The sequence below is a fragment of the Mycobacterium uberis genome (assembly GCF_003408705.1).
GTDB lineage: Bacteria > Actinomycetota > Actinomycetes > Mycobacteriales > Mycobacteriaceae > Mycobacterium > Mycobacterium uberis.
Window position 1 is genome coordinate 1 of the sequence record NZ_QAYL01000030.1, and the last position, 22,819, is coordinate 22,819.

Annotated in this window: 20 protein-coding genes and 1 pseudogene; 10 read left to right on the forward strand and 11 right to left on the reverse strand. The window is 57.8% G+C overall.

The window, feature by feature from the left end; genetic code table 11:
- Positions 1–452: 452 nt before the first annotated feature.
- Positions 453–647 (forward strand): transposase, encoded by a 195-nt coding sequence (locus MUBE_RS13680; RefSeq protein ID WP_116539437.1) that lies wholly within the window; start codon positions 453–455, stop codon positions 645–647.
- Positions 648–1,723: 1,076 nt separating this feature from the next.
- Here MUBE_RS13680 and MUBE_RS13690 read toward each other — a convergent pair.
- Positions 1,724–2,020, reverse strand: coding sequence for a hypothetical protein (locus tag MUBE_RS13690; protein ID WP_116540949.1), 297 nt, complete (start codon positions 2,018–2,020; stop codon positions 1,724–1,726).
- 735 nt (positions 2,021–2,755) lie between these two features.
- Between MUBE_RS13690 and MUBE_RS20605 the strand changes: the two genes are divergently transcribed.
- Complete coding sequence (locus MUBE_RS20605) at positions 2,756–2,881, forward strand: PE domain-containing protein (protein ID WP_116540973.1); 126 nt, start codon at positions 2,756–2,758, stop codon at positions 2,879–2,881.
- Between the two features lie 875 nt (positions 2,882–3,756).
- On the opposite strand, the gene MUBE_RS13700 is transcribed toward MUBE_RS20605, so the two are convergent.
- Both MUBE_RS13700 and ychF read right to left on the reverse strand, forming a co-directional pair.
- The gene (locus MUBE_RS13700; RefSeq protein ID WP_165849877.1) at positions 3,757–3,990 is read right to left on the reverse strand and encodes a hypothetical protein; all 234 of its coding nucleotides are present in this window, start codon (positions 3,988–3,990) and stop codon (positions 3,757–3,759) included.
- Between the two features lie 1,031 nt (positions 3,991–5,021).
- Entirely contained in the window at positions 5,022–6,095 is a 1,074-nt protein-coding gene (ychF, locus tag MUBE_RS13710) for a redox-regulated ATPase YchF (RefSeq protein WP_116540951.1), read from the reverse strand.
- A gap of 151 nt (positions 6,096–6,246) precedes the next feature.
- Between ychF and MUBE_RS13715 the strand changes: the two genes are divergently transcribed.
- Positions 6,247–7,398 carry a DUF6542 domain-containing protein gene (locus MUBE_RS13715; RefSeq protein ID WP_207801718.1) on the forward strand — a complete coding sequence of 384 codons (1,152 nt, stop codon included), beginning with the start codon at positions 6,247–6,249 and terminating at the stop codon, positions 7,396–7,398.
- Positions 7,399–7,418: 20 nt separating this feature from the next.
- Here MUBE_RS13715 and MUBE_RS13720 read toward each other — a convergent pair whose 3' ends face one another.
- On the reverse strand, positions 7,419–8,417 hold the full coding sequence (locus MUBE_RS13720; RefSeq protein WP_165849878.1) for a 4-hydroxy-3-methylbut-2-enyl diphosphate reductase: 999 nt from the start codon (positions 8,415–8,417) through the stop codon (positions 7,419–7,421).
- 145 nt (positions 8,418–8,562) lie between these two features.
- On the opposite strand from MUBE_RS13720, the gene MUBE_RS13725 reads away from it, so the two are divergent.
- The 4 genes from MUBE_RS13725 to MUBE_RS13740 all read left to right on the forward strand — a co-directional run bounded on the left by MUBE_RS13725 (position 8,563) and on the right by MUBE_RS13740 (position 11,877).
- Positions 8,563–9,174, forward strand: a complete 612-nt coding sequence (locus tag MUBE_RS13725) for a lipid droplet-associated protein (RefSeq protein WP_116540954.1) — start codon at positions 8,563–8,565, stop codon at positions 9,172–9,174.
- Complete coding sequence (xseA, locus tag MUBE_RS13730) at positions 9,171–10,457, forward strand: exodeoxyribonuclease VII large subunit (protein ID WP_116540955.1); 1,287 nt, start codon at positions 9,171–9,173, stop codon at positions 10,455–10,457. The genes MUBE_RS13725 and xseA overlap by 4 nt, the downstream gene beginning before the upstream one ends.
- Positions 10,447–10,695 (forward strand): exodeoxyribonuclease VII small subunit, encoded by a 249-nt coding sequence (locus MUBE_RS13735; protein ID WP_116540956.1) that lies wholly within the window; start codon positions 10,447–10,449, stop codon positions 10,693–10,695. The genes xseA and MUBE_RS13735 overlap by 11 nt, the downstream gene beginning before the upstream one ends.
- Before the next feature lie 63 nt (positions 10,696–10,758).
- Positions 10,759–11,877 carry a 3-beta-hydroxysteroid dehydrogenase gene (locus MUBE_RS13740; protein WP_424399104.1) on the forward strand — a complete coding sequence of 373 codons (1,119 nt, stop codon included), beginning with the start codon at positions 10,759–10,761 and terminating at the stop codon, positions 11,875–11,877.
- Between the two features lie 62 nt (positions 11,878–11,939).
- Here the strand turns inward: MUBE_RS13740 and MUBE_RS13745 are convergent.
- Positions 11,940–12,264, reverse strand: a pseudogene (locus MUBE_RS13745) (dienelactone hydrolase family protein); the annotation flags it as partial.
- 177 nt (positions 12,265–12,441) lie between these two features.
- Positions 12,442–12,738, reverse strand: a complete 297-nt coding sequence (locus MUBE_RS16450) for a DUF4245 family protein (protein WP_279386744.1) — start codon at positions 12,736–12,738, stop codon at positions 12,442–12,444.
- Positions 12,739–13,019: 281 nt separating this feature from the next.
- On the opposite strand from MUBE_RS16450, the gene glpX reads away from it, so the two are divergent.
- Together glpX and MUBE_RS13760 are read left to right on the forward strand one after the other, a co-directional pair.
- Positions 13,020–14,087 (forward strand): class II fructose-bisphosphatase, encoded by a 1,068-nt coding sequence (gene glpX, locus MUBE_RS13755; protein WP_165849881.1) that lies wholly within the window; start codon positions 13,020–13,022, stop codon positions 14,085–14,087.
- A 27-nt stretch (positions 14,088–14,114) separates the two neighbouring features.
- Positions 14,115–15,521: a class II fumarate hydratase gene (locus tag MUBE_RS13760; protein ID WP_116540959.1), complete on the forward strand. Its 1,407-nt coding sequence runs from the start codon at positions 14,115–14,117 to the stop codon at positions 15,519–15,521.
- A 1,587-nt stretch (positions 15,522–17,108) separates the two neighbouring features.
- Here the strand turns inward: MUBE_RS13760 and MUBE_RS13770 are convergent.
- From MUBE_RS13770 to glyA, 5 genes are all read right to left on the reverse strand, one after another.
- Positions 17,109–17,984 (reverse strand): polysaccharide deacetylase family protein, encoded by an 876-nt coding sequence (locus tag MUBE_RS13770; RefSeq protein WP_116540960.1) that lies wholly within the window; start codon positions 17,982–17,984, stop codon positions 17,109–17,111.
- A 59-nt stretch (positions 17,985–18,043) separates the two neighbouring features.
- Positions 18,044–19,345: an RNA 5'-3' helicase PhoH2 gene (locus MUBE_RS13775; RefSeq protein ID WP_116540961.1), complete on the reverse strand. Its 1,302-nt coding sequence runs from the start codon at positions 19,343–19,345 to the stop codon at positions 18,044–18,046.
- The gene (locus MUBE_RS16125; protein ID WP_165849882.1) at positions 19,342–19,485 is read right to left on the reverse strand and encodes a hypothetical protein; all 144 of its coding nucleotides are present in this window, start codon (positions 19,483–19,485) and stop codon (positions 19,342–19,344) included. The genes MUBE_RS13775 and MUBE_RS16125 overlap by 4 nt, the downstream gene beginning before the upstream one ends.
- A gap of 64 nt (positions 19,486–19,549) precedes the next feature.
- The gene (locus MUBE_RS13780) at positions 19,550–20,377 is read right to left on the reverse strand and encodes an acyl-ACP desaturase (protein ID WP_116540975.1); all 828 of its coding nucleotides are present in this window, start codon (positions 20,375–20,377) and stop codon (positions 19,550–19,552) included.
- A 55-nt stretch (positions 20,378–20,432) separates the two neighbouring features.
- Positions 20,433–21,713 carry a serine hydroxymethyltransferase gene (gene glyA, locus MUBE_RS13785; RefSeq protein WP_116540976.1) on the reverse strand — a complete coding sequence of 427 codons (1,281 nt, stop codon included), beginning with the start codon at positions 21,711–21,713 and terminating at the stop codon, positions 20,433–20,435.
- 128 nt (positions 21,714–21,841) lie between these two features.
- Here glyA and coaA point away from each other — a divergent pair, with 128 nt between their 5' ends.
- The gene (gene coaA, locus MUBE_RS13790) at positions 21,842–22,780 is read left to right on the forward strand and encodes a type I pantothenate kinase (RefSeq protein ID WP_116540962.1); all 939 of its coding nucleotides are present in this window, start codon (positions 21,842–21,844) and stop codon (positions 22,778–22,780) included.
- The last annotated feature ends 39 nt before the right edge of the window (positions 22,781–22,819 follow it).

Genomic DNA, 22,819 nt, shown 5'->3' on the forward strand with positions numbered 1-22,819 from the left:
GAGGGGCCCTTGGCTTTTGGAGGTCTAGGTGTTGCTAAGTGTTCAGCTGATGAAGGGAGCTAAGGGTTGTGACCGGGGTGATGACATTGTTGTTTAGGCTGCCAGGAGTTATGGGTGGAGCGTGTCTAACACCGTGACAATGAGCCGTCAGCGCCAGGGTGTCCAGGATATGGAATGGTCTTCACGTCCGGCCAAGGAATATGTGAGCAGTTCACCGATAGATCTTTCTATTCTCTACGGTACAGAGCTAATCCTGGCGTGGTAGCGCAAGACCTGATCGCGGTGCACGCGAGGTTACTGGTAGCGTTGTGCTGCAACGGGCGCCGTGTGGATTGAACCGGTTTTGTGGACCTGGCCGGCAATCAGGACCTGTTGGGACAGGTTGTAGGGCCGCACCGCGAAACCCGGACATCGACTAGTTTGCCCAACGTGGTTCCTAGTTTTGCAATGGCATCAAATCCTTAGCCATCGATCCGGCCGCGGGCTACACGTCGGCGATCCACGCCGTGCTGCCGGGTGCCACGCTTGTTGTCGGCCATCAGGACACGCTCGCTAACGATGCACTGACCAAAGTACTCCGCCAGGTCACCTGGGAGCTGCGGGATCGCCGCGGCGACAAGCTTGATCCCGAGTGGGTCAATCAGTGACGCTTACTCAACTCTACGAGAACGACTATCCAACAAGCGCTTTATCAAGATATGGAACTAGATCCCTCTACACCCGCAAACAATAGGCCATAACCCAGACCTCAAGCTAAGAACCCAACTAAAACCAAAGAGCTCCTTTGTCAGGGCCTAGATCAGTTGTTGACGCAATGGAAACGCACCTGCAGCAAACTCTATTACGACAACGTGTAAATCGGTTACCTACGCACGTAAAGTCAGAATGGTATTCTCCACAAATGGAATCTAAGATGTCACCAGAACTTCAGTTATCAATCGCAAGCCGATGAGCAATCACAATCAATGTGATGCAAATCACTAAATGATCTGATTGTGTCGATCTGATCGGGACATTGGACCGAGAGACAAAGTTCCGGTGCCCTAGTCGGGCGACATCAGCAGATACATGTTACGAGTCAATTAGGCTCTGTAAACGCCCTCACCACCGATATGCACACCACCGCGTTCACCGTTGGGCGCCGTAGTTCCATCAAGCAAGGTCTGTGCCGCATGACGACTATTTGAGACAATCCACCAAAGCATTTGGGAACAATTCTATAACGAAAGCTCTGTTGTAATAATGCGACTCCCTCATGCCCAGTATTGAATCTATTTCTGAGTGTCGACACACCAGTCACTATATTCGATATCTACGAAACCAGCACTGAACAATCGGTACCTACGGGAGAATAGCCTTCCGAAATATTAGGGAGTCTCAAAGACCTGGTTGATAAGCGACCGTAACGAGACCAATCCTGCACCAAGATGCTATCAACACTTTACCGTAGAAAATAAAAGTTTACAGTAGGTGTCATAGTAAATTATACAATGAGGGTTACCGGAAGTGTAACACAATAATCACGCAAAAGAATAAATATTAAAACGAATTTCATTCCAGCGTGTGTAGAAAATGCTACCAAGTCGTTATATCGCACTTCTAACGCCCCTAATGTGCGTCTACTGTGTCCGAACGACCGCCGAGACAATCGGCATTGGCCAACTTTGCAGGCCCCTAAGTGCAGCATTGCATTGACGTCCCACTCAAATGAACTAGGTTCAATCTACTCTTCCTCTTCCGGCAACACATTATGCGCAGTCTCCTCGGCCCGATAGACGACCGTCATTGGGTCCTCGCCGGTCACTTCAGCAATGTGCTTTACGAGCATCCCACACAGGCTGTTGTAACCCGCAATGACGCCTTCACTGCCAATCTGCCTTAGATACTCGTTGATCTTGGCGCCCGCCGCATTTCGGTCTGCCTTAAAGAACGTCTTCACAATATCGATCGCCGCAAGGGTAGCAACCCTTTGAGCTTCGGTCCACCGCGGTTCAGTGCTCACGCCAAGGAAGTGTTCCACGAAAGCCGACAGTTGGCTTGCCGTATGGGAAAGTCGTCCACTGCTATCAAACTGTCAACGACCACTAAAATACCTGCATAACTGCGCCTTGACCCGTTGAACCGAGAATTTGCCCTGGTAGGTTGCCGTTTAAGCCATACTGGGCCCGGCCCGAAAACCGTCCACTCCGACGACCCAGCCACGCTTGGCTTTGTGCACCCAAAGTCATGGTACAACGTTAACCGAATGGTTTACGGGCCAAGAACGGGGTAAGGACAAGTGACAGTTACAACCCGGTATTGCTATTCCACCGTATGAAACGGCCCAGTTGATCGGTTTCAGTATGTGCACTGTACACCACTGCAGCTCGTGAGCTACCCCAGTTTGGATTATTTGACCCTGTCGCAAGCGTTGCGCGCCGGCTACCTTCTTACTGCAGTTCGCCACTAGCAAGACCGTTGGTGCACTGCGTGAACTCAGATCACTGGGGTGTCAACGGTGGGTGATCATCACGAGCAGATCGAGTAAGAAAAGTCCTGAATTTCTTACCCCCTTGGGGTAACCGTAAGACCAACCATAGAACCAAAAGCCCTCAGGGTAGCCGCCCGGCAACCTACAGAACATCATTGCATAGCTGGCTGCCAGCAATGCCGATGCGGCCGCTGCAATGAACCGGTATTGTGCCCACCGCTGCCGAAGATATGTCGGTGCTCAACGCGCTGTACCTAGAGCCCTCAGCGGTAACTCTGTCAGGCGATCGCCGCTCAGGCCGAAGTAATCCATGAGCAGTTTACCAACGCCTTTACCACTGACGCAGATTCCTACGCCGACACCGAAGTTACTAACATCGGGGCAGCAGTAGCAACGGATGCCACTAACTAGAATAGCATCCCGCAACTACTAATGGACGGCAACGTACCTTATTTTTCGAATGGACGAAAACCCGGTAACGTACCCAACACCTTCAGCATCAAGACATGCGCGATATACTTGCGGAGGAAGTTAAGAAATATCCCGATCACTAGTGAGGACGAAGGTCTACACCTGACTTACTGATCGTTTATTAGGTCCCTACACCAGGGTTATAAGCAAATTGTGCAGGGTTTGCCTGCTGAATAGGTGGATTACGTATGGTCAACAGACCCGTATTTAAGCGAGTCACGGTCTTCGACGGGCTCAGAGTCAGACTAAGATCTAAGTTCTTTCCAACCATTCGGTGTGTTGGCCACTAGAATTGAAAATAATTTCATATTGTGGATATATCGTATTGCTGAACGTCCCAATGATCAGATCGGCAAGATAACCAACACAAAATCCGAGGGCGAAAACTATTTTTCGCGTGCACAATCATACCCGCCGAGATCGTGAATTCGCATTGCTTCGGCGACACCACCATGCTAGTGAAGCGTACTTGCGGTTATCCCCCGGCGAGTGGGCGTGACATCACGGTGGGTCCTGAGCCCACATCACCCTGATAGACGAGCTCGGTGCTCGCAATCGCCGCGGAGTTTTGGCCGAAAAGTTCTGGCCGAAAAAGTTCGCCACTATCAGGAGGATCAATTGGGCGCAATTGGTCATTATCACTGCTGGGGCACCGTCATCGCGACTGCTGTGTCGTCACAGCCGTCACACCTAGAAGACCGTCTGTTTTGTCTGAGCGACAGTCGCGGATAGGGCAAGAGCGTATCCGCCATCGACGTCGACGACACACTCAACCACTATGAGTTATTCAGCCCCAACAACACCGATTCGTAGGTCTAAGCCACGGACTGCAACTCGACGGACAGCCCATCTCCGATCACCGCACCGAGTTTACCTCCGGCGGAAAATGCCCCAAAATCCCCCATCTCTTTGTTCCCATGTTCATCGGTGTTCACTTGCGCTACATACGATCCGGTAACGTGCACCATACGCACTAACGGCATCGGTGGTACGAACCACAGCCCAGAGCTGCCATTATCCAACACCCACAACAGGACAAAAACGCCCAAAACATCCCCAACCCAGAAACCGCAATCATGCACAATACACGGATTGGCCCACCTAAAGTCACATCCGGCCGACGCGAGCAAAGGCTACCGATCTGAAGCACTACTACAGCTGATCTACGCTGGGTGCGGCGGAGGTGACGGTTCAGCGGGCCGTAAAACACAATTCACCTACAATTACAGCACCTTGTGGCTGTAGCCATTAGGACCGGACTCTCAATGTTGCCGAAGCAATGTTTGCCGAAGCCGTGTCGGTTGTTGTGATCCAAATGTGGTTTAACAAGGTCAAATAACCTGCTCAACTGCGCATCTAGACGGTGAATAGAAACTCGGCCAGCTTCACAACCCTGCGTTTCGGAAATCCGAGCTAGTTGAATCGAACTGGGCGCGGCAGAGTTCACCTCGCCTACCGAACAACACCAGGGACCGCGTTTGCCAGATCTGACCGGAATTTTTGCGAAACCACGAAGTGCACAGTACAACAACCACACTTAGCGAGGGCAGGAAGTTCCGGTACTCACGCCAGCTCTCAATGGATACCATTTATCGTGCTGTCAAAAATAAAATCTGTCAAAAATAAAATAGAGTGTAGTAGCCGGGCCAGTACTGCGAGTACTCCTTTGGTTAGTAAGCGACATATACACCATTCTCAATCATGAAATCGCGACAAAAACGGTCAACCTCATTCCTGCTGCGCGCCCACAACGCAAAGTGGTTACTCCCGACCATCCGATCGCCGTGCGTCAACTTACTTCCGGTCTGGGCTAGTTAAACACCGCTATAGCTATGGGACTTGACCTGGTGCGTCAGATACTACATCGATTAGCATCCCATGTTCCACAACGAGAAGCTACTGTGCCTAAGCCTGCCGATCAACGCGTCGTAGAACACAATGGGATAATTTATAGTGCAACACCATAAACTCAACGTGACTCACACTCCGCCACCATATTTTGTCCTCAGACTTACCTGACTGCATAACTCAGTAAAAATGGTGGTCCAGGTGAAGCCCCAGCGAGTTCGTAGGATTACATCTAGACGTTGAATCGGAACTTCACTACATCGCCGTCGGCCATTACGTAGTCCTTACCTTCCATTCGGATCTTGCCGGCCGTCTTGGCGGCCGCCATGGATCCGGCGGCGATCAAATCATCGTACGATACAATTTCAGCTTTGATAAAGCCCCTCTCAAAGTCGGCGTGAATCACTCCAGCGGCCTTCGACGCAGTATCGCCCTGATGGATGGTCCAGGCCCGCGCCTCCTTCGGTCCCGCCGTCAGAAAAGTCTGCAGCGCCAGCGTGTGAAAACCGGCCCGGGCCAGCGCGTCAAGCCCTCGCTCGGTCTGCCCGATCGACTCGAGTAGCTCGGCGGCTGACTCGTCATCGAGTTCACCCAGCTCGGACTCGATGGCGGCATCCAAGAACACTGCATCCGCGGGTGCGATGAGCTGACGCAACTCAGCCACCCGTGCGGCGTCGGTCAGCACTGCCTCGTCAGCATTGAAAACATAGAGGAAAGGTTTGCTGGTTAGCAGATTCAACTCCCTCAACGCAGACCTGTCTAAACCGGCGGCGAATAGCAGCGTCCCGCCGTCTAACACCTGTTGTGCGCTGATTGCCGCGTCGTGGATGGGTCTGCGTTCTTTATTGTTGCGAGCTTCTTTTGCCAGCCGCGGCAAAGCCCGCTCAAGGGTTTGCAGGTCAGCCAGGATCAACTCGGTATCAATGACCTCAATATCGGACTGGGGGTCCACGCATCCTGCGACATGCGTGACGTCGTCGTCGGAGAACACCCGAACCACTTGGCAAATAGCGTCACATTCGCGGATATGGGCTAGAAACTTGTTACCAAGCCCGACCCCCTCGGAGGCACCCTTGACTAGGCCAGCGATGTCGACGAAAGTCACCGGAGCCTCCACGATGCGCTTTGACCCGAACAGCTCGGCCAACTTAACCAGCCGCGAATCAGGAAGTGAGACGACACCCTCATTCGGTTCAATCGTTGCAAATGGGTAGTTGGCGGCCACCACATTGTTCCGAGTTAACGCATTGAACAGTGTCGATTTGCCGACGTTAGGCAGACCCACGATTCCCAGACTCAGGCTCACAGAGAACTAAGTCTAGAGCCCAGCCGGATGATGGTCGGGCCCCGGCCGGAATGAAACACCGGGGCTGAATCATGGCACACCAGAGGCCACGATTATAGATATTTACGGGGTATTTACGGTCCTTTCGGCCTCTTGCCGGTACGGTCAACATGTGTCGACACAGCGGGCTCGGTCAGCGGCGGAGGCTGTGCATCACTCGATCCTCCCCAACATCCCAGGTGTGCCGTGGTGGGCAGCCCTGCTTATCGCTACGGCCGCGTCGACGATTGGGTATGCAATCGACGCGGGCAATACAGACCTAACCGCCATCTTCGCCAGTTTCTACAGTACGGGGTGTGTTGTAGCGGTGCTGGCGGTGCGACAGTCGGGACTGTTCACCGCGGTCATCCAACCGCCACTGATACTGTTCTGCGCGGTGCCCGGCGCCTACTGGCTGTTCCACGACGCCAAGATCGGCAGCCTCAAAGACCTGTTGATCAACTGCGGCTATCCCCTTATTGAACGTTTCCCGCTGATGTTGGGCACCGCCAGCGCCGTGTTACTAATCGGCCTGGTCCGGTGGTTCTTTGAGCTGACGCACCGGACGGCTATAGTGTCAAACCGCGACGACAACAGGGTGAACGCCGTCAGCAAGCCAAACTCTTTGCGCAGCGGTATCACTGCGGTACTGAACTCGATTCTCCGCATCGACTCCAACGACCAGGACTATCGGGCCGACGAGAGCTCCGCCGGCGCGCAGCGGATGCATTCAGACCGTCCTCCAAGAACCCGGCGAGCAGCCCGGGCAGGTCGGTCCGCCCAGCGTCCCGCCCGAACCCATTCCCGACACGCTCGACGTCCGTTGGAGGACACCAGTGAACCATCGATCGATCGCCGGCGGCACTCAAGCCACCACAGCTCGGTGCAAGCCCCCAACTTTGACGCTGACGAGCCACCGCGTCGGTCGCGTCCCCGCCCCACGTCACCGAGCGCTCGGGAGCTGCGTGGCCAGCCGCCGCGAGAAATCCATCGAGACGCTTACGGGCGCCGCAGCAGTCCCTACGAATGGCCGGTCCGCCATGTCGGCCACATGGAACCATACGGGAGATACGAGCAGCCCAAGCCACCCGAGCACTTCACTCGGTACGAGCAGCCGCGCCGTCGAGACATTCCGCCCGGGGCAGGCAGCGTCAACCCGACACATCACCCGATCTCGCAGGTCCGCTACCGTGGGTCAGCCGCTCGAGACGAACTTCGTACCAAGCGCCGGGGATCGCAGAAACCCCGCCGATCCACGGCTGAATCCTGGGAATTCGACGTCTGAATCCGATCGCTTAGCGTCGCTCAGCGCGGGGACCGGATCTCTCGCGGCAGCGCAAATACGAGTGTCTCGTTAGCCGTCGTCACTGGCTGAACCACATCGTAACCGTGTTCAGCCAACCACTTCAGCACACCTTGGACCAGTATCTCAGGAACAGATGCCCCCGAGGTGACACCCACCGTCGTAACACCGGCCAGCCACTCCGGGTCGATATCATCGGCCCAGTCGACCAAGTACGCGGCCCCGGCACCACCGTCCATTGCCACCTCGACTAGCCGCGCCGAATTCGAGGAATTTCGAGACCCAACAACGACGACTAGCTCGCACTCGGGCGCCATCACCTTGACCGCGACCTGCCGGTTCTGGGTCGCATAGCAAATGTCGTCGCTGGGCGGGTCTTGCAGCTTCGGAAAGCGCTGTCGCAACCGCTCGACGATCTCCATGGTCTCGTCCACCGACAGCGTGGTCTGCGACAAACAGACCACCTTGTTCTCGTCGCGAACCACTACCTTCTGGACGGCGTCCAGCCCATCGACCAGTTGCACGTGTTTGGGCGCCTCACCGGCAGTTCCAATAACTTCCTCATGGCCCTCATGCCCGATCAACAGGATGTCATAGTCGTTACGCGCGAACCGCTTGACCTCGTTGTGCACCTTGGTGACGAGCGGACAGGTGGCGTCGATGGTCTGCAGATTCCGTTCAGCTGCGGCCGCGTACACCGTTGGTGCAACCCCATGTGCAGAGAAAACCACGATAGCGCCCTCGGGAACGTCGTCAGTCTCTTCGACGAAAACCGCTCCGGCCTTTTCCAAGGTCTCGACCACGTGCCAGTTATGCACGATCTCGTGGCGCACATAGACGGGGGGGCCGTACTTCTGCAGTGCCCGCTCAACCGTTTCGACGGCGCGATCCACCCCTGCGCAGTAGCCACGCGGTTCGGCCAATAGTACCCGTTTGCGCATTGGGTTCCCAACTACCAACCTTGAAACACCAGGAATTCCCATGCTAACAGTCGGCAACATGCCCTTCAGAGTACTTTTGCCGACCTAGACGTCCCCTAGATTTGATTTGGGTGATGGCCCGCTGCGTCCGGTTCCGCCACGCTTGCAACCGCCAGTTGACACCCACGGCTTGGAGTTGGCCGTCGGTTGAGGCAGTCTTAAGCGTATGGCTATTGCACCATATGGGGTTCGGCTTGTGGTCGGCGCGGCGACAGTCGCTGTCGAAGCGACGTTGAAGCTGCCGCGAACCATCCTGATGTGCCCCATGACGTTGGCTAGTCAGGTGACACACATCGTGATGAGATTTCAGCAGAACCTGGCTGAACTGGTGATTAAGGGCGATTACACCCTAGAGACGATGTTTCCAGCGAAAAGCGAGCAGCCAGAGTGGGCAACGTTTGACAAGGACCTGCCTGACGCGGTCAACACAACCCCCACTCTATTGCCCGAAGGCGATACCATCGACAGTGATCGCCGATCCGAGGGACGATTCGCCTTGTACTCAGCGTCCGATACATCTGAGCCTAAGGCCGCCAATCCGTTGACGACGCCCAACAGACGAGCGCAGAAAGCGATAGCTAAGCAGACAGTTCCCGTACCGGCGGTCACAGCCAATCTCAACTACCCAGCGCTGACCCTGGCCCAGCTGCGCGCCAGGCTACCATCGCTGGATCTCGACAAACTCGAAGCTCTATTGGCTTACGAGCAGGCCACCAAAGCCCGGGCTCCGTTCCAGACGCTGCTCGCCAACAGGATCACCCGCGCGACTGCGAAGTGACGGAAGCGGTGCCGACTGACTCAGTCAACTCGAGAACAAGTTCGCAGGAAAATTCGGCTGAGAACCCGTTCCCAGTTCGCGCGGTGGCGATCCGGGTCGCAGGATGGATCGACAAGCTAGGCACCGTCTGGGTAGAGGGACAATTAGCGCAGATCACCATGCGGCCTGACGTCAAGACCGTGTTTATGGTCTTGCGTGACCCGACGGTCGACATGTCGCTAACCGTGACTTGCTCACGCGACTTGGTGCTTCACTCGCCAATGAAACTGGCCGAAGGCATTCAAGTAGTGGTGTGTGGCAAGCCCTCATTTTACACCGGGCGCGGTACATTTTCTTTACACCTCAGCGAGATTCGCGCGGTTGGCCTCGGAGAGCTGCTGGTGCGCATCGATCGGCTACGCCGGCTATTGGACGCTGAAGGGCTCTTTGACCCGCGACTTAAGCGGCCGATCCCCTTCCTACCCAACAGGATCGGACTCATCACTGGCCGGGCCAGCGCTGCCGAACGCGATGTGACGACCGTAGCCAGCGCACGCTGGCCTGCGGTGCGTTTCGCTATCCGTAACACCGCCGTCCAGGGACCCAACGCGGTCGGCCAGATCGTCGAGGCGTTGCGCGAACTGGATCGCGACATTGATGTCGAGGTGATTGTGGTGGCCCGCGGCGGCGGTAGTGTGGAGGATCTGCTGCCGTTTTCAGATGAGACGTTGTGCCGCGCGATCGCGGCGTGCCGCACACCGGTGATCAGTGCAGTCGGTCACGAACCCGACAACCCGCTGTGCGATCTGGTCGCCGATTTGCGCGCCGCCACGCCCACCGACGCAGCCAAGAAGATCGTCCCGGATACCATTGCCGAGCAGCGGCTGATCAATGACTTACAGCGGCGCAGTGCGCAGGCACTCCGCAATTGGGTATCCCGCGAACAGCGGGCGCTAGCCCAACTACGCAGTCGCCCGGTGCTGGCCGAACCGCTGCAGGCGCTGACGACGCGCACCGAAGAAATTTACCGCGCTCAGTCGGCGGTTCGCCGCGATATGCTTCGGCTTGTCACCGCCGAGACCGAGCAAGTCGGTCATCTGGCCGCCCGGCTGGCCACACTGGGCCCGGCGGCCACGTTGGCCCGAGGCTATGCCATTGTGCAGGCCCTAGAAGATGGGGGACACGCCTTTCCCGCGACAGTGCTCCAGTCAGTCAATGACGCACCCACAGGCACCAAGTTGCGGGTGCGGATTTCTGATGGCGCCATAATGGCGGTTAGCGAAGGACGGGCCGATGGTCCCTAAGGACGATAAAGACGAGATGCGCTCAGCTACGCCTATTAATCAACTTGGCTATGAAGCTTGCCGGGACAAGTTGATTGAAGTTGTGCAACTTTTGGAGAAGGGTGGGCTGGATCTCGATGCATCACTGAAACTCTGGGAAAAAGGCGAACAGCTTGCTAAAAGATGTGAAGAGCACCTAGCTGGCGCTCGCCAACGAATCGCCGATACACTCGCCGCTAGCCAGGCCGAAGAAGCCTGATGCCGACCGAAATAAGGATCGGTTTCCTTTCAACTGAAACACGTGTCAGTTATGCTTCGCGACGTGGGTGACGCATCGTTGACGACCGAACTCGGTCGCGTCCTAGTCACCGGTGGTTCAGGCTTCCTCGGCGCCAATCTGGTGACCACCTTGCTGGACCGCGGATACCAGGTACGCTCTTTCGACCGTGCCCCGTCGCCGCTGCCGCAGCACCCACACCTGGAGCTGCTGCAAGGTGACATCACTGACAGGACGGCCTGTGCCGCAGCGATGGACGACATTGACACAGTGTTCCACACCGCGGCGGTCATCGAGCTGATGGGCGGCACCGCAGTGACCGACGAGTATCGACAGCGCAGCTACACGATCAACGTGGGCGGTACCGAAAACCTGGTCCACGCTGGACAAAAGTCCGGAGTCAAACGGTTCGTCTACACCGCGTCCAACAGTGTGGTGATGGACGGCAGGCCCATCACTGACGGCGACGAAACAATGCCTTACACTAAGAGGCTCAGCGACCTCTACACCGAAACTAAAGTGGTCGCTGAGAAGTTCGTGCTCTCACAAAACGGCATCCCAGGTGACTGGGCCATGTTGACGTGTTCGATCCGGCCTAGTGGCATCTGGGGTTGCGGCGACCAGACAATGTTGCGCAAAGCATTCGAAAGCGTTGTGTCCGGTCACGTCAAAGTACTCATCGGTAACAAGAACGCTAAACTGGACAACTCCTACGTACACAACCTGATTCACGGCTTCATCTTGGCTGCAAAACACCTGGTCCCAGGCGGCACTGCACCTGGGCAGGCCTACTTCATCAACGATGGCGAGCCGATCAACTTCTTCGACTTCGCGGAACCTATCATCAAGGCGTGTGGTGAAAATTGGCCACGGATGCGAGTCTCCGGCCGGCTGGTACGCGACGTGATGGCGGTGTGGCAGCAGTTACATTTCCGCTTCGGGCTGCCAAAGCCGCCGATAGAACCCCTTGCAGTGGAACGCGTTTACCTCGACAACTACTTTTCCATCGCAAAGGCACGCAAGGATTTGGGCTACCGGCCACTACTCACTACCGAGCAGGCCATGACCGAATGCTTGCCTTATTACACAAAGCTATTCGAGGAGATCAAGGCGGCGGCTAAGCCCCACTTGACATCCGTCGTCGCCACTCCACCACCCGAATAGCCGGCACACAAACATCGAAAGAAACTGCAAGCTTGCCAAATCTTTTCGGCTTAAGTCAAAGCCTAGACGAGGAACTCAACCACCCGCTTACGGGCCTCGTAGGCCGGCTGTATGTCGACTTCGCGGATCTCGTCGGCCAACGCCGAGTGCTCCCTCCGACCGAAACCGTATGCGTTTTCCGGGCGTGCGTCGATCTCAATCACCTCGAACGCGTCGCCGAGCCGCTGTTTGATCGTGGTAAATCGTTCGCGCAGTGACGTCTTACCCTCACCGAAACGGCAGGCCCACAGCGGACAAGCCCGCGTTGGCACAACGGTCAGGTACAATGGCTAGCCTCGATTGGCTAAGCCTGTGATTGCTGCGGTTCGCGGTAATCAGCGGGAGTGGTGGCAACGATGCATCCGCTATCCGCCAGATAGCGTCCAGGGCCAGCACGCCGGGATAGACCCCGGGTATCTCGAGAATCAGCATCACCCCGGGGCCGGCGCCGGTGAACAGTTTCACCGACCCCCAGACAGGTTTGCTGGGGGTTCAATCACGCGGGTGCCCCTTTTTGGTCTGTCCTCAGCGCGCCGGCAACAGCAACTGTGATTGCGTCGCCGACGCCAGCGTCCGAAACTGGTCGGGGCTGCCAGCTCCGGTGACTGCGATCTGGGTAGGATCGACCGGGCTAGCGAGCCTGTTGGTCCACACTGACCTTGGTGACCACCCTGCTGTGGTCATCCCCTTGATTGACCGCCAAGTTGGTACCCCGGTCATGATCGGATATGAAGGCGGATGGATCGAGACGACCAGCCTGTTCTCGTCGGCATTGCTCTGTGTCAGGCTCAGATACATTCTTGTTGGGATGATATGCCCCACAGTCTAAGGTAACCACGTGCAGCCGCTGATCAGTGGATAGTTCCGTACGCCCACCTTCGATACCGCCATGGCAACCGGAGTTGGGTCGCCAGCCCGCGAGTAAACTCAGGCAGTCGAAACCGGAAACCCCAGCGCACAAACATCCGCTCGCAAGGCCGCTTCCGTGCCGTAGAGCATGAACCGAGTAGCCTAACCCCGCTGCATGGCTACTGTCGCTAGACCTATCATCGGCTAGAACCCAGCTCCAGGCGGCGGATTTACCTCTGAGACAATAACCAACCATGACAGCTGAGGGCGACGGCTCGTTAGGACCCGATCCGCCAGCGCAGCCGCGCGGTGAAACACCAGACCGCAACCTGGCCATGGAGCTTGTCCGTGTTACCGAAGCCGGTGCCATGGCCGCCGGCCGGTGGGTGGGCCGCGGCGACAAAGAGGGCGGCGACAGCGCGGCCGTTGACGCGATACGCGCACTAGTGAACACAGTCTCGATGCGTGGTGTCGTTGTTATCGGCGAAGGCGAGAAAGACCATGCGCCGATGCTGTACAACGGCGAAGAAGTCGGCAACGGTGACGGGCCAAACTGCGATTTTGCTGTCGATCCGATTGACGGCACCACGCTGATGAGTAAAGGCATGCCCAATGCCATCTCGGTGCTGGCGGTCGCTGATCGGGGTGCGATGTTCGACCCGTCGGCGGTATTCTACATGAACAAGATCGCTGTGGGGCCTGACGCGACGCATGTGTTGGACATCACTGCACCGATCGCCGAGAACATTCGGGCCGTCGCCAAGGTCAAAAACTTGTCGATGCGGGACATGACTGTGTGCATCCTGGACCGACCGCGGCACGCCCAGCTGATCTACGATGTCCGCACCACCGGCGCCCGGATCCGGCTGATCACCGACGGCGACATCGCTGGCGCGATCTCCGCGTGCCGGCCCCAATCGGGCACCGACATGTTGGCCGGCGTCGGTGGCACGCCGGAAGGCATCATCGCGGCCGCGGCGATCCGGTGTATGGGCGGGGCTATCCAAGCCCAACTCACGCCACTCGATGAGGTTGAACGCCACAAAGCTCTCGACGCCGGCTACGACCTAAGCCGGATTTTGACCACCGAAGACCTAGTTTCCGGGGAAAACGTCTTTTTCTGCGCCACCGGAGTCACCGACGGCGACCTGCTCAAGGGAGTACGCTACTCTGCCGGCGGCTGTACCACCCAGTCAATCGTGATGCGTTCGAAGTCGGGCACCGTTCGGATGGTCGAGGCCTACCACCGGCTTTCCAAGCTCAATGAATACTCCGCCATCGACTTCACCGGCGATAACAATGCCGCCTACCCCCTGCCGTAACCACACAACGAAGAGGACCCGAATATCATGGCCAACAGCGCCGAATACCGCATCGAGCACGACACCATGGGCGAGATCCAGGTACCGGCAAAAACGTTGTGGCGGGCGCAAACCCAGCGTGCGGTGGAGAATTTCCCAATCTCCGGTCGGGGTTTGGAGCGCACCCAGATCCGCGCGTTGGGCCTGCTGAAGGGCGCCTGCGCTCAGGTCAACAAAGACTTGGGCTTGCTGGCGCCGGACAAAGCTGCCGCAATCATCGCCGCGGCGGCTGAGATCGCCGATGGCCGCCACGATGATCAGTTTCCGATCGACGTTTTCCAAACCGGATCCGGCACAAGCTCCAACATGAACACCAACGAAGTGATCGCCAGCATCGCGGCGGCCAACAATGTCACGGTGCACCCCAACGACGACGTCAACATGTCACAGTCGTCGAACGACACTTTCCCGACCGCAACCCATATCGCGGCTACCGAAGCCACGATACGCCATCTAATTCCAGCGCTACAAGAGCTGCACACCGCATTGGCGACCAAGGCCCGCGAGTGGCACACGGTGGTCAAATCGGGTCGCACGCACTTGATGGACGCCGTTCCGGTAACGCTCGGTCAGGAGTTCGGCGGATACGCCCGCCAAATCGAGGCCGGAATCGAGCGCGTGCGCGCAACGCTGCCGCGGCTGGGTGAACTGGCGATCGGTGGCACTGCGGTGGGCACCGGTCTCAACGCCCCCGATGACTTTGGCGCTAAGGTAGTCGAGACACTGATCGCTGCGACAGGTCTAACCGAACTGCGAACTGCAACAAACTCTTTCGAGGCACAGGCCGCACGCGACGGGTTGGTAGAAGCATCCGGAGCGCTGCGCACTATCGCGGTGTCACTGACTAAGATTGCCAACGACATTCGGTGGATGGGATCCGGCCCGCTAACCGGCCTGGCCGAGATCCAACTGCCAGACCTGCAACCAGGTAGCTCGATCATGCCAGGCAAGGTGAACCCGATTCTTCCGGAGGCAGTTACACAGGTCGCCGCGCAGGTGATCGGCAATGATGCCGCCGTTACTTGGGGCGGTGCAAACGGGGCCTTTGAACTCAACGTTTACATCCCGATGATGACCCGCAACATATTGGAGTCGTACCAGCTGCTGACCAATGTGTCCAGGCTGTTTGCGGAGCGCTGCATTACGGGGCTTTCCGCCAACGTCGAGCACCTGCGCGAGCTGGCCGAGTCGTCGCCGTCGATTGTGACGCCCTTGAATCCGGCCATCGGCTACGAGGAGGCCGCCGCGGTGGTCAAGCAGGCACTCAGGGAACGCAAGACCATCCGCCAGACCGTCATCGATCGCGGCCTGATCGGGGACAAGCTTCCCCTCGAGGAGCTGGACCGTAGACTTGATGTGCTGACGATGGCAAAGGCTAAATCAGCTAATTCCTAAGAGAATTCAAGAGTTAGTCCAGGGCAGCAGGCACCAAGACCGGCGTAGCCTTCGAGCGCCCATTCAGCACCGTGGAACAGCGTTCGACCCAGTGCTCTCGCTCAGCTCTCCGCTAGCTCGGTCGATGGCTGTTCATAAACACGCGATCCGGAGCTCTGAGGCTTTGGCACGGTCAGCTAGCTGTGCGTCCTCATTGACACCGTCACCGATAACGATATACGGATGCCGATTTTCGGCACCGACGTTGCCTGCAAAGATTCAACCTGACGAAACACCAATGCCGAAAGCCAGCATAGGAAGCTATATTATAACTCATTGCCCAGAATACGTGCCGGCTGCCAAGGCCGCCGACGCAGGTTGGTTGGTCCGCGGCGGCGCAACAAATACGGCCAATGCGGTGTCACCAACGAACTTATTTATCAGCCCCTGCTATTCGCCAACGGCGCCGACAACGATCCGGAAAAGCCATTGAAAACTTCGGCAACCTCTTGTGACAGGCAGCTATTCGCGGGCTGCATCGATCCCACTATGCAGATGAAAAGAACTGCGTCCCCAACCGCACTCTCCTACAGCGACGCACCCTCCTCAATGGCGCGGTGAGCGACCTCCGTCCCAACATAACTCACGCAACCGGTCACGTTCAGCAAGTCCGACCATCATACGGTTGCATCCGGTTTGCAGACACCCAATACTGGAGCGCTCGTAGACATCGACATACGTTCCATGCGGCCACGCTCGACCTCGGCCATAATGTCGACAACCCTGCTGATTGGATCCGACATGGATTTCGAACGTCAGGATCATGGTCGGCAGCCTGAGAAACAACACTGCCAGTAGACACCACCAACAGCGGCACATCCAATAACACAAACTTCTGAATGAGCCAGCCGTATTTATACAATAACGACAAAGACCACGGTAGCCTTGATAGGAAAAGCGCTGTACAGGAACCACAGAAGAATCAGTCGCGCTAACACACCGGGCATCGCCAGACGAGGCTCGGAACCCGAGCATAGCGACCCGCATAGTCGACCGTAGGGTGCGCTGCATGAGCAGCAGACCGATATCCGCGGTGGCCGGTCCACCGAACAATAGGGGGTAGCAAAAACGGTGTCCGGTCAGCACAATTCAGCAATATCAATATACTGTCACCCAGGCCCCAGGTGGAAAACAGGATTGCCGACTGGCATCCCGGAATGTTCATTACTATGTCTCGTTGATCCGGGGTCGGCTACTCCTCCGCGACAAACCAGCCCAGCGTGGGAATCAAGCTCAGCCAGACCCTCTAACCGACGCTGACGGCCCCCAGTGCCAGCAAAGCGACGATAATGCCGGTGTCCTTCCGAGTTAGGCATGGCCCCTGAGTGGAAACCAAAACGGCATATGCGCCGATGGCGGGAAAACGTAGACTATGGCGAAGTCGACAGCATACTTAATCGACAATCCGCGAACCGTCTTTCGCTGACCTTTGTGCTTCCCGCCGGATCTAGCCGCAAGATTCCGCTGTCGCTGCGTGCCCTAACCCAGAACACACCACCCTGCCTTGCTCACTATAACAATTAACTGCACGTATATTGCGGGCCCATCTTAGGCGCCGTCATTAGGCCCGCCTGAGTTTTGGCCGACAATATCGGTTATCGGAAAGTTGGGCATCGGCTTGGGCGACGGGGTGTTGGGCAACGCGGGGATCTCGCTTGCCGGAATGTCATGAAGCTGGTTAACAGGTGGGCCATTCTCCCGACTACCGTAACTGCTGCCGGGCGTCCGCGGCCCAAGCAATTCGGTGACTGTCACCAGTCGGTAACCGTTAGCCTTGAGCACCGGGATGAACTGATACACTAAATCGACAGTGCTCGAGTATGTGTCATGGAATAACACTACCGAACTTGGCTTAATCCGTGTCATCAACATATAACGCGTTGCGGCTGTATTAAAGTCATTAACCCAGTCAAAAGGAATTATATCCCAAAGGATTTCGGCTTGTCCATAGCGACCAGCGACCTGGCGCACCACGTCATTAGACAATCCGCCGGCAGGACGCCACAGTGTCGGCACCCGTCCGGTTGCCGCGGTAATCGCATCGTTAGCCTTGGAGAACTGGTCGGCGATGTCTTCGAGAGGAACCGTCGTCATGTTAGGGTGTTCCCACGTGTGGCTGCCGATCTCCATACCCGCATCGGCAATACGCTTGGCTCCCGCCTGGTTGGCTGCCACCTTATTGCCGATCAGGAAAAACGTGGCCTTGGCGTCGTTTTTCTTCAGGATTTGCACAAGCCGGTCGGTGTACGGCCCTGGCCCATCGTCGAACGTCAGTGCGACACACTTGACCTGTGTACAATTGACACCATCGGCACCCGTCACATGGCCGGTAAAGGCGCCAATCACCAGCACTGCCCCGGCAGTTACGACGCCGAAGACGGTCCGCCAATAGCACCAGACCTGGGTGTCTGGTCGTTTCAACACGGATGGGAGTCTACCTGCGATAGCACACTTAAACCCTGTTTAGGGCGCGTCAGGACCAGTCAGTGCGGCCCGGCAATCTCCTCAAGCATCTCGGTGACCAACGCCGCAATTGGCGACCGCTCGCTGCGCTGCAGAGTGACGTGGGCAAACAGCGGATGGCCTTTAAGCTTCTCGATCACTGCCGCCACGCCATCGTGGCGGCCGACACGCAGGTTGTCGCGCTGGGCGATGTCGTGAGTCAACACCACCCGCGATCCCACACCCAGCCTGGACAACACCGTCAGCAGAACATTGCGCTCAAGTGACTGTGCCTCGTCGACAATGACGAATGAGTCATGCAACGAACGACCCCGAATGTAGGTCAACGGCAGCACTTCGAGCATGCCCCGGGCGAGAACCTCTTCAAGCACAGCAGGACTGGCCAGGCCTTCGAGAGTGTCGAAGACAGCCTGTGCCCACGGGCCCATCTTCTCGCTCTCACTGCCCGGCAAATAACCCAACTCTTGGCCGCCGACAGCGTATAACGGGCGGAAGACCACCACCTTGCGGTGAGTCCGCCGCTCCAGCACTGCCTCCAAACCGGCGCATAGTGCCAGCGCCGACTTGCCGGTGCCGGCTTTGCCGCCCAACGACACGATACCCACCGACTCATCAAGGAGCAGGTCGAGCGCGACGCGCTGCTCAGCGGAACGACCACGCAGCCCGAACACTTCCCGGTCACCGCGAATCAGCTGGACTCGTTTGGCAGCGGTGACGCGGCCCAGTGCATGGGAGTTGCCGCCCAGTAGCCGAATCCCGGTATGGCAAGGCAGGTCCCTGGCTTCGTCCAGGTCGATCTCGCCTTCGGTGAATAGTGTGCCGATGCTTTCCGCGCAGGTCTCAATCTCGTGCATTCCAGACCAGCCGGAAGCAACGACATCCTGCGCGTGGTACTCGTCGGCAGCGAGTCCGACCGCGGCGGCCTTGACACGAAGTGGGATATCCTTGCTGACCAGCGTGACCCGCCGACCTTCGGCGGCGAGGTTGGTAGCGCAGCTCAAGATCCGGGAATCGTTACTGTCGGTGCGAAAACCGGCGGGCAGCACCGTGGGATCCGAATGGTTAAGCTCGACGTGCAACGTCCCGCCTTGTGTTCCGACCGGTATGGGCTGATCCAGCCGCCCGTGCTCGAGTCGAAGATCATCGAACAGACGCAACGCCTGGCGGGCGAACCACCCCAGCTCGTGGTGGTGGCGTTTGGCCTCTAATTCACTGATTACCACCAGCGGCACCACCACTTCGTGTTCGGCGAACCGACTACACGCCCAGGGATCAGACAACAGCACGGAGGTGTCAAGCACATATGTCCGGATATCGGTCACAGAGCGCTCCTCAAGATCAGGGCGCCGGTGCGGACCAGCACGAGCATGTCGACGGTTACTACAACACCAGGACCGGGCCAGGTCCTGGTGTTGTAGTAACCAGAGGTGCCGCCCTGGCAGCAGAGCATGTCGCTGGCCATCGAATACGACGCTACTCTTGTGACCGTGCGGCCGCTTAGCAGGCACGCCGAGACGAGAATCGACTTAGCTGACCACGAATTGCTTCAGTTGGGGCTCGTCCGCCAAGCCCCATGCGGTGACACGGTCAGCGACCACCTGCCGTAATTGCAGCGCTCCAAAAATACCAGCGTCAGCGACGCTCTTCACCTTGTCGACGTAGGCGTCAATGTCGGCACCAACCAACTCGAGGTCTGCTGCACGAGCAGCAATCGCGGTGATCGTCTCATCACGAGTGTAGGTGAGACAGTGCGCGACGAGGTTAGCGAAGAATTCCTCGTGACGCACTTCGTCTTTGGTGATCCGGTCGATGAGGCCAGACAGGATGGGCTCCTCAACCCGCATCGCCAGGTTTCCGCAGAAAACGGCAAAGGACCGCTCGAGGAGGGCCCTGTACACCAAGGTTTCGACCTGCGTGTACGTGTCGCCACGATAGCCCTTCATCACGTGCTGTACTCGAACATCCTCGTTGGCGACCGGGTCGACCTCACGGGTTACTACCAGGTATTCGCGCAGTGCGATGGCGTGCAGATGCTCCTCTGCCGTCCACCGGCCTAGCCAACGACCCCACCAATTCTCGAGAATGAAGTGCTCGACAAGCTCGCGGTGATGACTAGCCAGGTTGTCCTTGAGGATCAACAGGATCTCACAGGCGTCTGTAATGACTCTGGGCAACGTCGTTTGGGATGGATCCCAGTCACGACCGCCGAGGAAAGCGAAGTTCTCGCCTCGGTCGAACGGAACGTAATCGTGAGCGAACCAGATGTCCTCGGTAGTGAAGTGTCGAGCCATGTTCATTTCGACCACAGGCTCGAGTTCCAGGGTAAGTGCATTAGCTACAGGCTTCTGCGCCATGCAGTAACTGTAACCCACGTACACAGGTTCTGTGAAATCAGACGATGCGTGTCGCCTAGCGACCGGCTAGACTCCAACTCTCGAACCCCTCGTAGAGCGGGAAGTCCCTGGCTAGTCGGGTCACCCGCTGCCGTAGCGCGGCCACATCGACGCTGCCGCCAGCGACCAACGCCGTCGCGATGACGTCGGCAACCTGGGCGAACTCGACGTCACCGAAGCCGCGAGTCGCCAACGCAGAGGTCCCAATCCGTAGACCTGAGGTGACCATCGGCGGCCGGGGGTCATTAGGAACCACGTTGCGGTTGACGGTGATGCCGACGTCGTGCAGCAGGTCTTCGGCTTCCTGGCCGTCGAGCAGGGAGTTGCGTAGGTCGACCAGCACTAGGTGGACGTCAGTGCCGCCGCTGACCACCGACACCCCGGCCGTGACGACATCAGTGGCGGTGAGCCGATCGGCGAGGATCCGGGCACCGGCCAGTGTGCGCTGCTGCCGGTCGGCGAACTCAGATGTGGCGGCGATCTTCAGAGCGACTGCCTTGCCCGCGATGACGTGCATCAGCGGTCCGCCCTGCTGCCCGGGGAACACTGCTGAGTTGACGGCTTTGGCATACTCCTGCTTGCCTAGGATCAGGCCAGAACGACCCCCACCGAGCGTCTTGTGCACGGTCGTGGACACTACATCCGCGTACGGCACTGGGGACGGGTGTAGTCCCGCGGCTACCAAGCCCGCGAAATGTGCCATGTCGACCCACAGCTTGGCGTTGACCTCGTCGGCAATGGACTGGAACGCCGCAAAGTCGAGAACACGCGGATAGGCCGACCAGCCGGCAATAAGCACCTTGGGTCGAAATTCAAGCGCCTTGGCGCGCACCGCGTCCATGTCTATAAGATGTGTCGTCGGGTCAACACCGTAGAAGCCGGTTTCATATAGCTTGCCAGAAAAGTTGAGCCGCATGCCGTGGGTCAGGTGACCGCCATTGGCGAGGTCCAGGCTCAACAGTCGCTCTCCCGATGACATCAGGGCGTGCAGCACCGCGGCGTTAGCCTGGGCGCCCGAGTGCGGCTGCACGTTTACAAAGTCGGCACCAAACAACGCCTTGGCCCGGTCACGGGCGATGTTCTCCACGACGTCGACGTGCTCACAGCCGCCATAGTAGCGCCGGCCGGGCAACCCTTCGGCGTACTTGTTGGTCAGCACACTACCTTGAGCCTGCAGAACCGAGCGCGGTACGAAATTCTCCGAAGCGATCATCTCCAAGGTGTTCCGTTGCCGGCCAAGCTCTTTGTCCAGCAGCTCGGCAATATCCGGGTCGATTTCGACCAGCGGCGCAGCCATCAGAGAAATGTTGCCAGGAAAAATGATACGAGAGTCAGGTGCTACGGTCACAGTTACCAGTCTATCGAGCGGCGGTTTTTGGCCAGCCCAGCCTTCGGGCGCGCCTACGCTCCTGCAACACTGGCACTATGCCGTGGCTTAGCGAGCCGAGCCCGTATGTCGAATTTGACCGAAAGCAGTGGCGCGCGCTTCGTATGTCGACGCCGCTAGCCCTCACCGAAGAGGAACTGATTGGCCTGCGTGGTCTTGGTGAGCAGATCGACCTGCTCGAAGTTGAAGAGGTTTACCTACCGCTGGCCCGGTTGATTCATCTTCAGGTAGCTGCCCACCAACGATTGTTCGCCGCCACCGCGGAATTTCTCGGCGAGCCACAACAAAACCCGGACCGGCCGGTGCCATTCATCATTGGAGTGGCCGGCAGCGTGGCAGTCGGCAAATCAACCACCGCCCGCGTTCTGCAAGCACTATTGTCTCGCTGGGATCACCATCCCCGGGTTGACCTAGTAACCACCGACGGTTTTCTCTACCCCAACGCCGAACTAGATCGGCGCAATCTCATGCACCGCAAAGGTTTTCCGGAAAGCTATAACCGCCGAGCGCTGATGCGGTTCGTGACGTCGGTGAAGTCCGGCTCCGACTACGCATGCGCGCCGGTATATTCACATCTGCGCTACGACATCCTTCCCGGAGCCAAGCACGTTGTCCGACATCCCGACATCCTGATTTTAGAGGGCCTCAACGTATTACAGACCGGCCCTACCCTGATGGTGTCGGACCTATTCGATTTCTCGCTCTACGTGGATGCCCGGATCCAAGATATCGAACAGTGGTACGTATCGCGGTTTTTAGCCATGCGCGGCACGGCATTCGCCAACCCGGAGTCACACTTCCACCACTACTCGGCTCTGACCGATTCGAAGGCGATTACCGCCGCACGCGAGATCTGGCGGTCGATCAACCGGCCCAATCTGGTGGATAACATTCTGCCGACCCGTCCCCGCGCCACCCTAGTATTACGCAAAGACGCCGACCACTCCATTAACCGGCTGCGCCTGCGCAAGCTGTAGCGTGGGAACAAGCCGGGGCCGGCAACAACTCCGCGGCGG

Coding starts and splice junctions, on each gene's coding strand:
- MUBE_RS13720 (WP_165849878.1), bottom strand. CDS start 8,417: ATGTTGCCGACTGTTAGCATGGGAATTCCTGGTGTTTCAAGGTTGGTA.
- MUBE_RS13725 (WP_116540954.1), top strand. CDS start 8,563: ATGGCTATTGCACCATATGGGGTTCGGCTTGTGGTCGGCGCGGCGACA.
- MUBE_RS13735 (WP_116540956.1), top strand. CDS start 10,447: ATGGTCCCTAAGGACGATAAAGACGAGATGCGCTCAGCTACGCCTATT.
- glpX (WP_165849881.1), top strand. CDS start 13,020: ATGACAGCTGAGGGCGACGGCTCGTTAGGACCCGATCCGCCAGCGCAG.
- MUBE_RS13760 (WP_116540959.1), top strand. CDS start 14,115: ATGGCCAACAGCGCCGAATACCGCATCGAGCACGACACCATGGGCGAG.
- MUBE_RS16125 (WP_165849882.1), bottom strand. CDS start 19,485: ATGGCCAGCGACATGCTCTGCTGCCAGGGCGGCACCTCTGGTTACTAC.
- MUBE_RS13780 (WP_116540975.1), bottom strand. CDS start 20,377: ATGGCGCAGAAGCCTGTAGCTAATGCACTTACCCTGGAACTCGAGCCT.
- glyA (WP_116540976.1), bottom strand. CDS start 21,713: ATGGCTGCGCCGCTGGTCGAAATCGACCCGGATATTGCCGAGCTGCTG.
- coaA (WP_116540962.1), top strand. CDS start 21,842: ATGCCGTGGCTTAGCGAGCCGAGCCCGTATGTCGAATTTGACCGAAAG.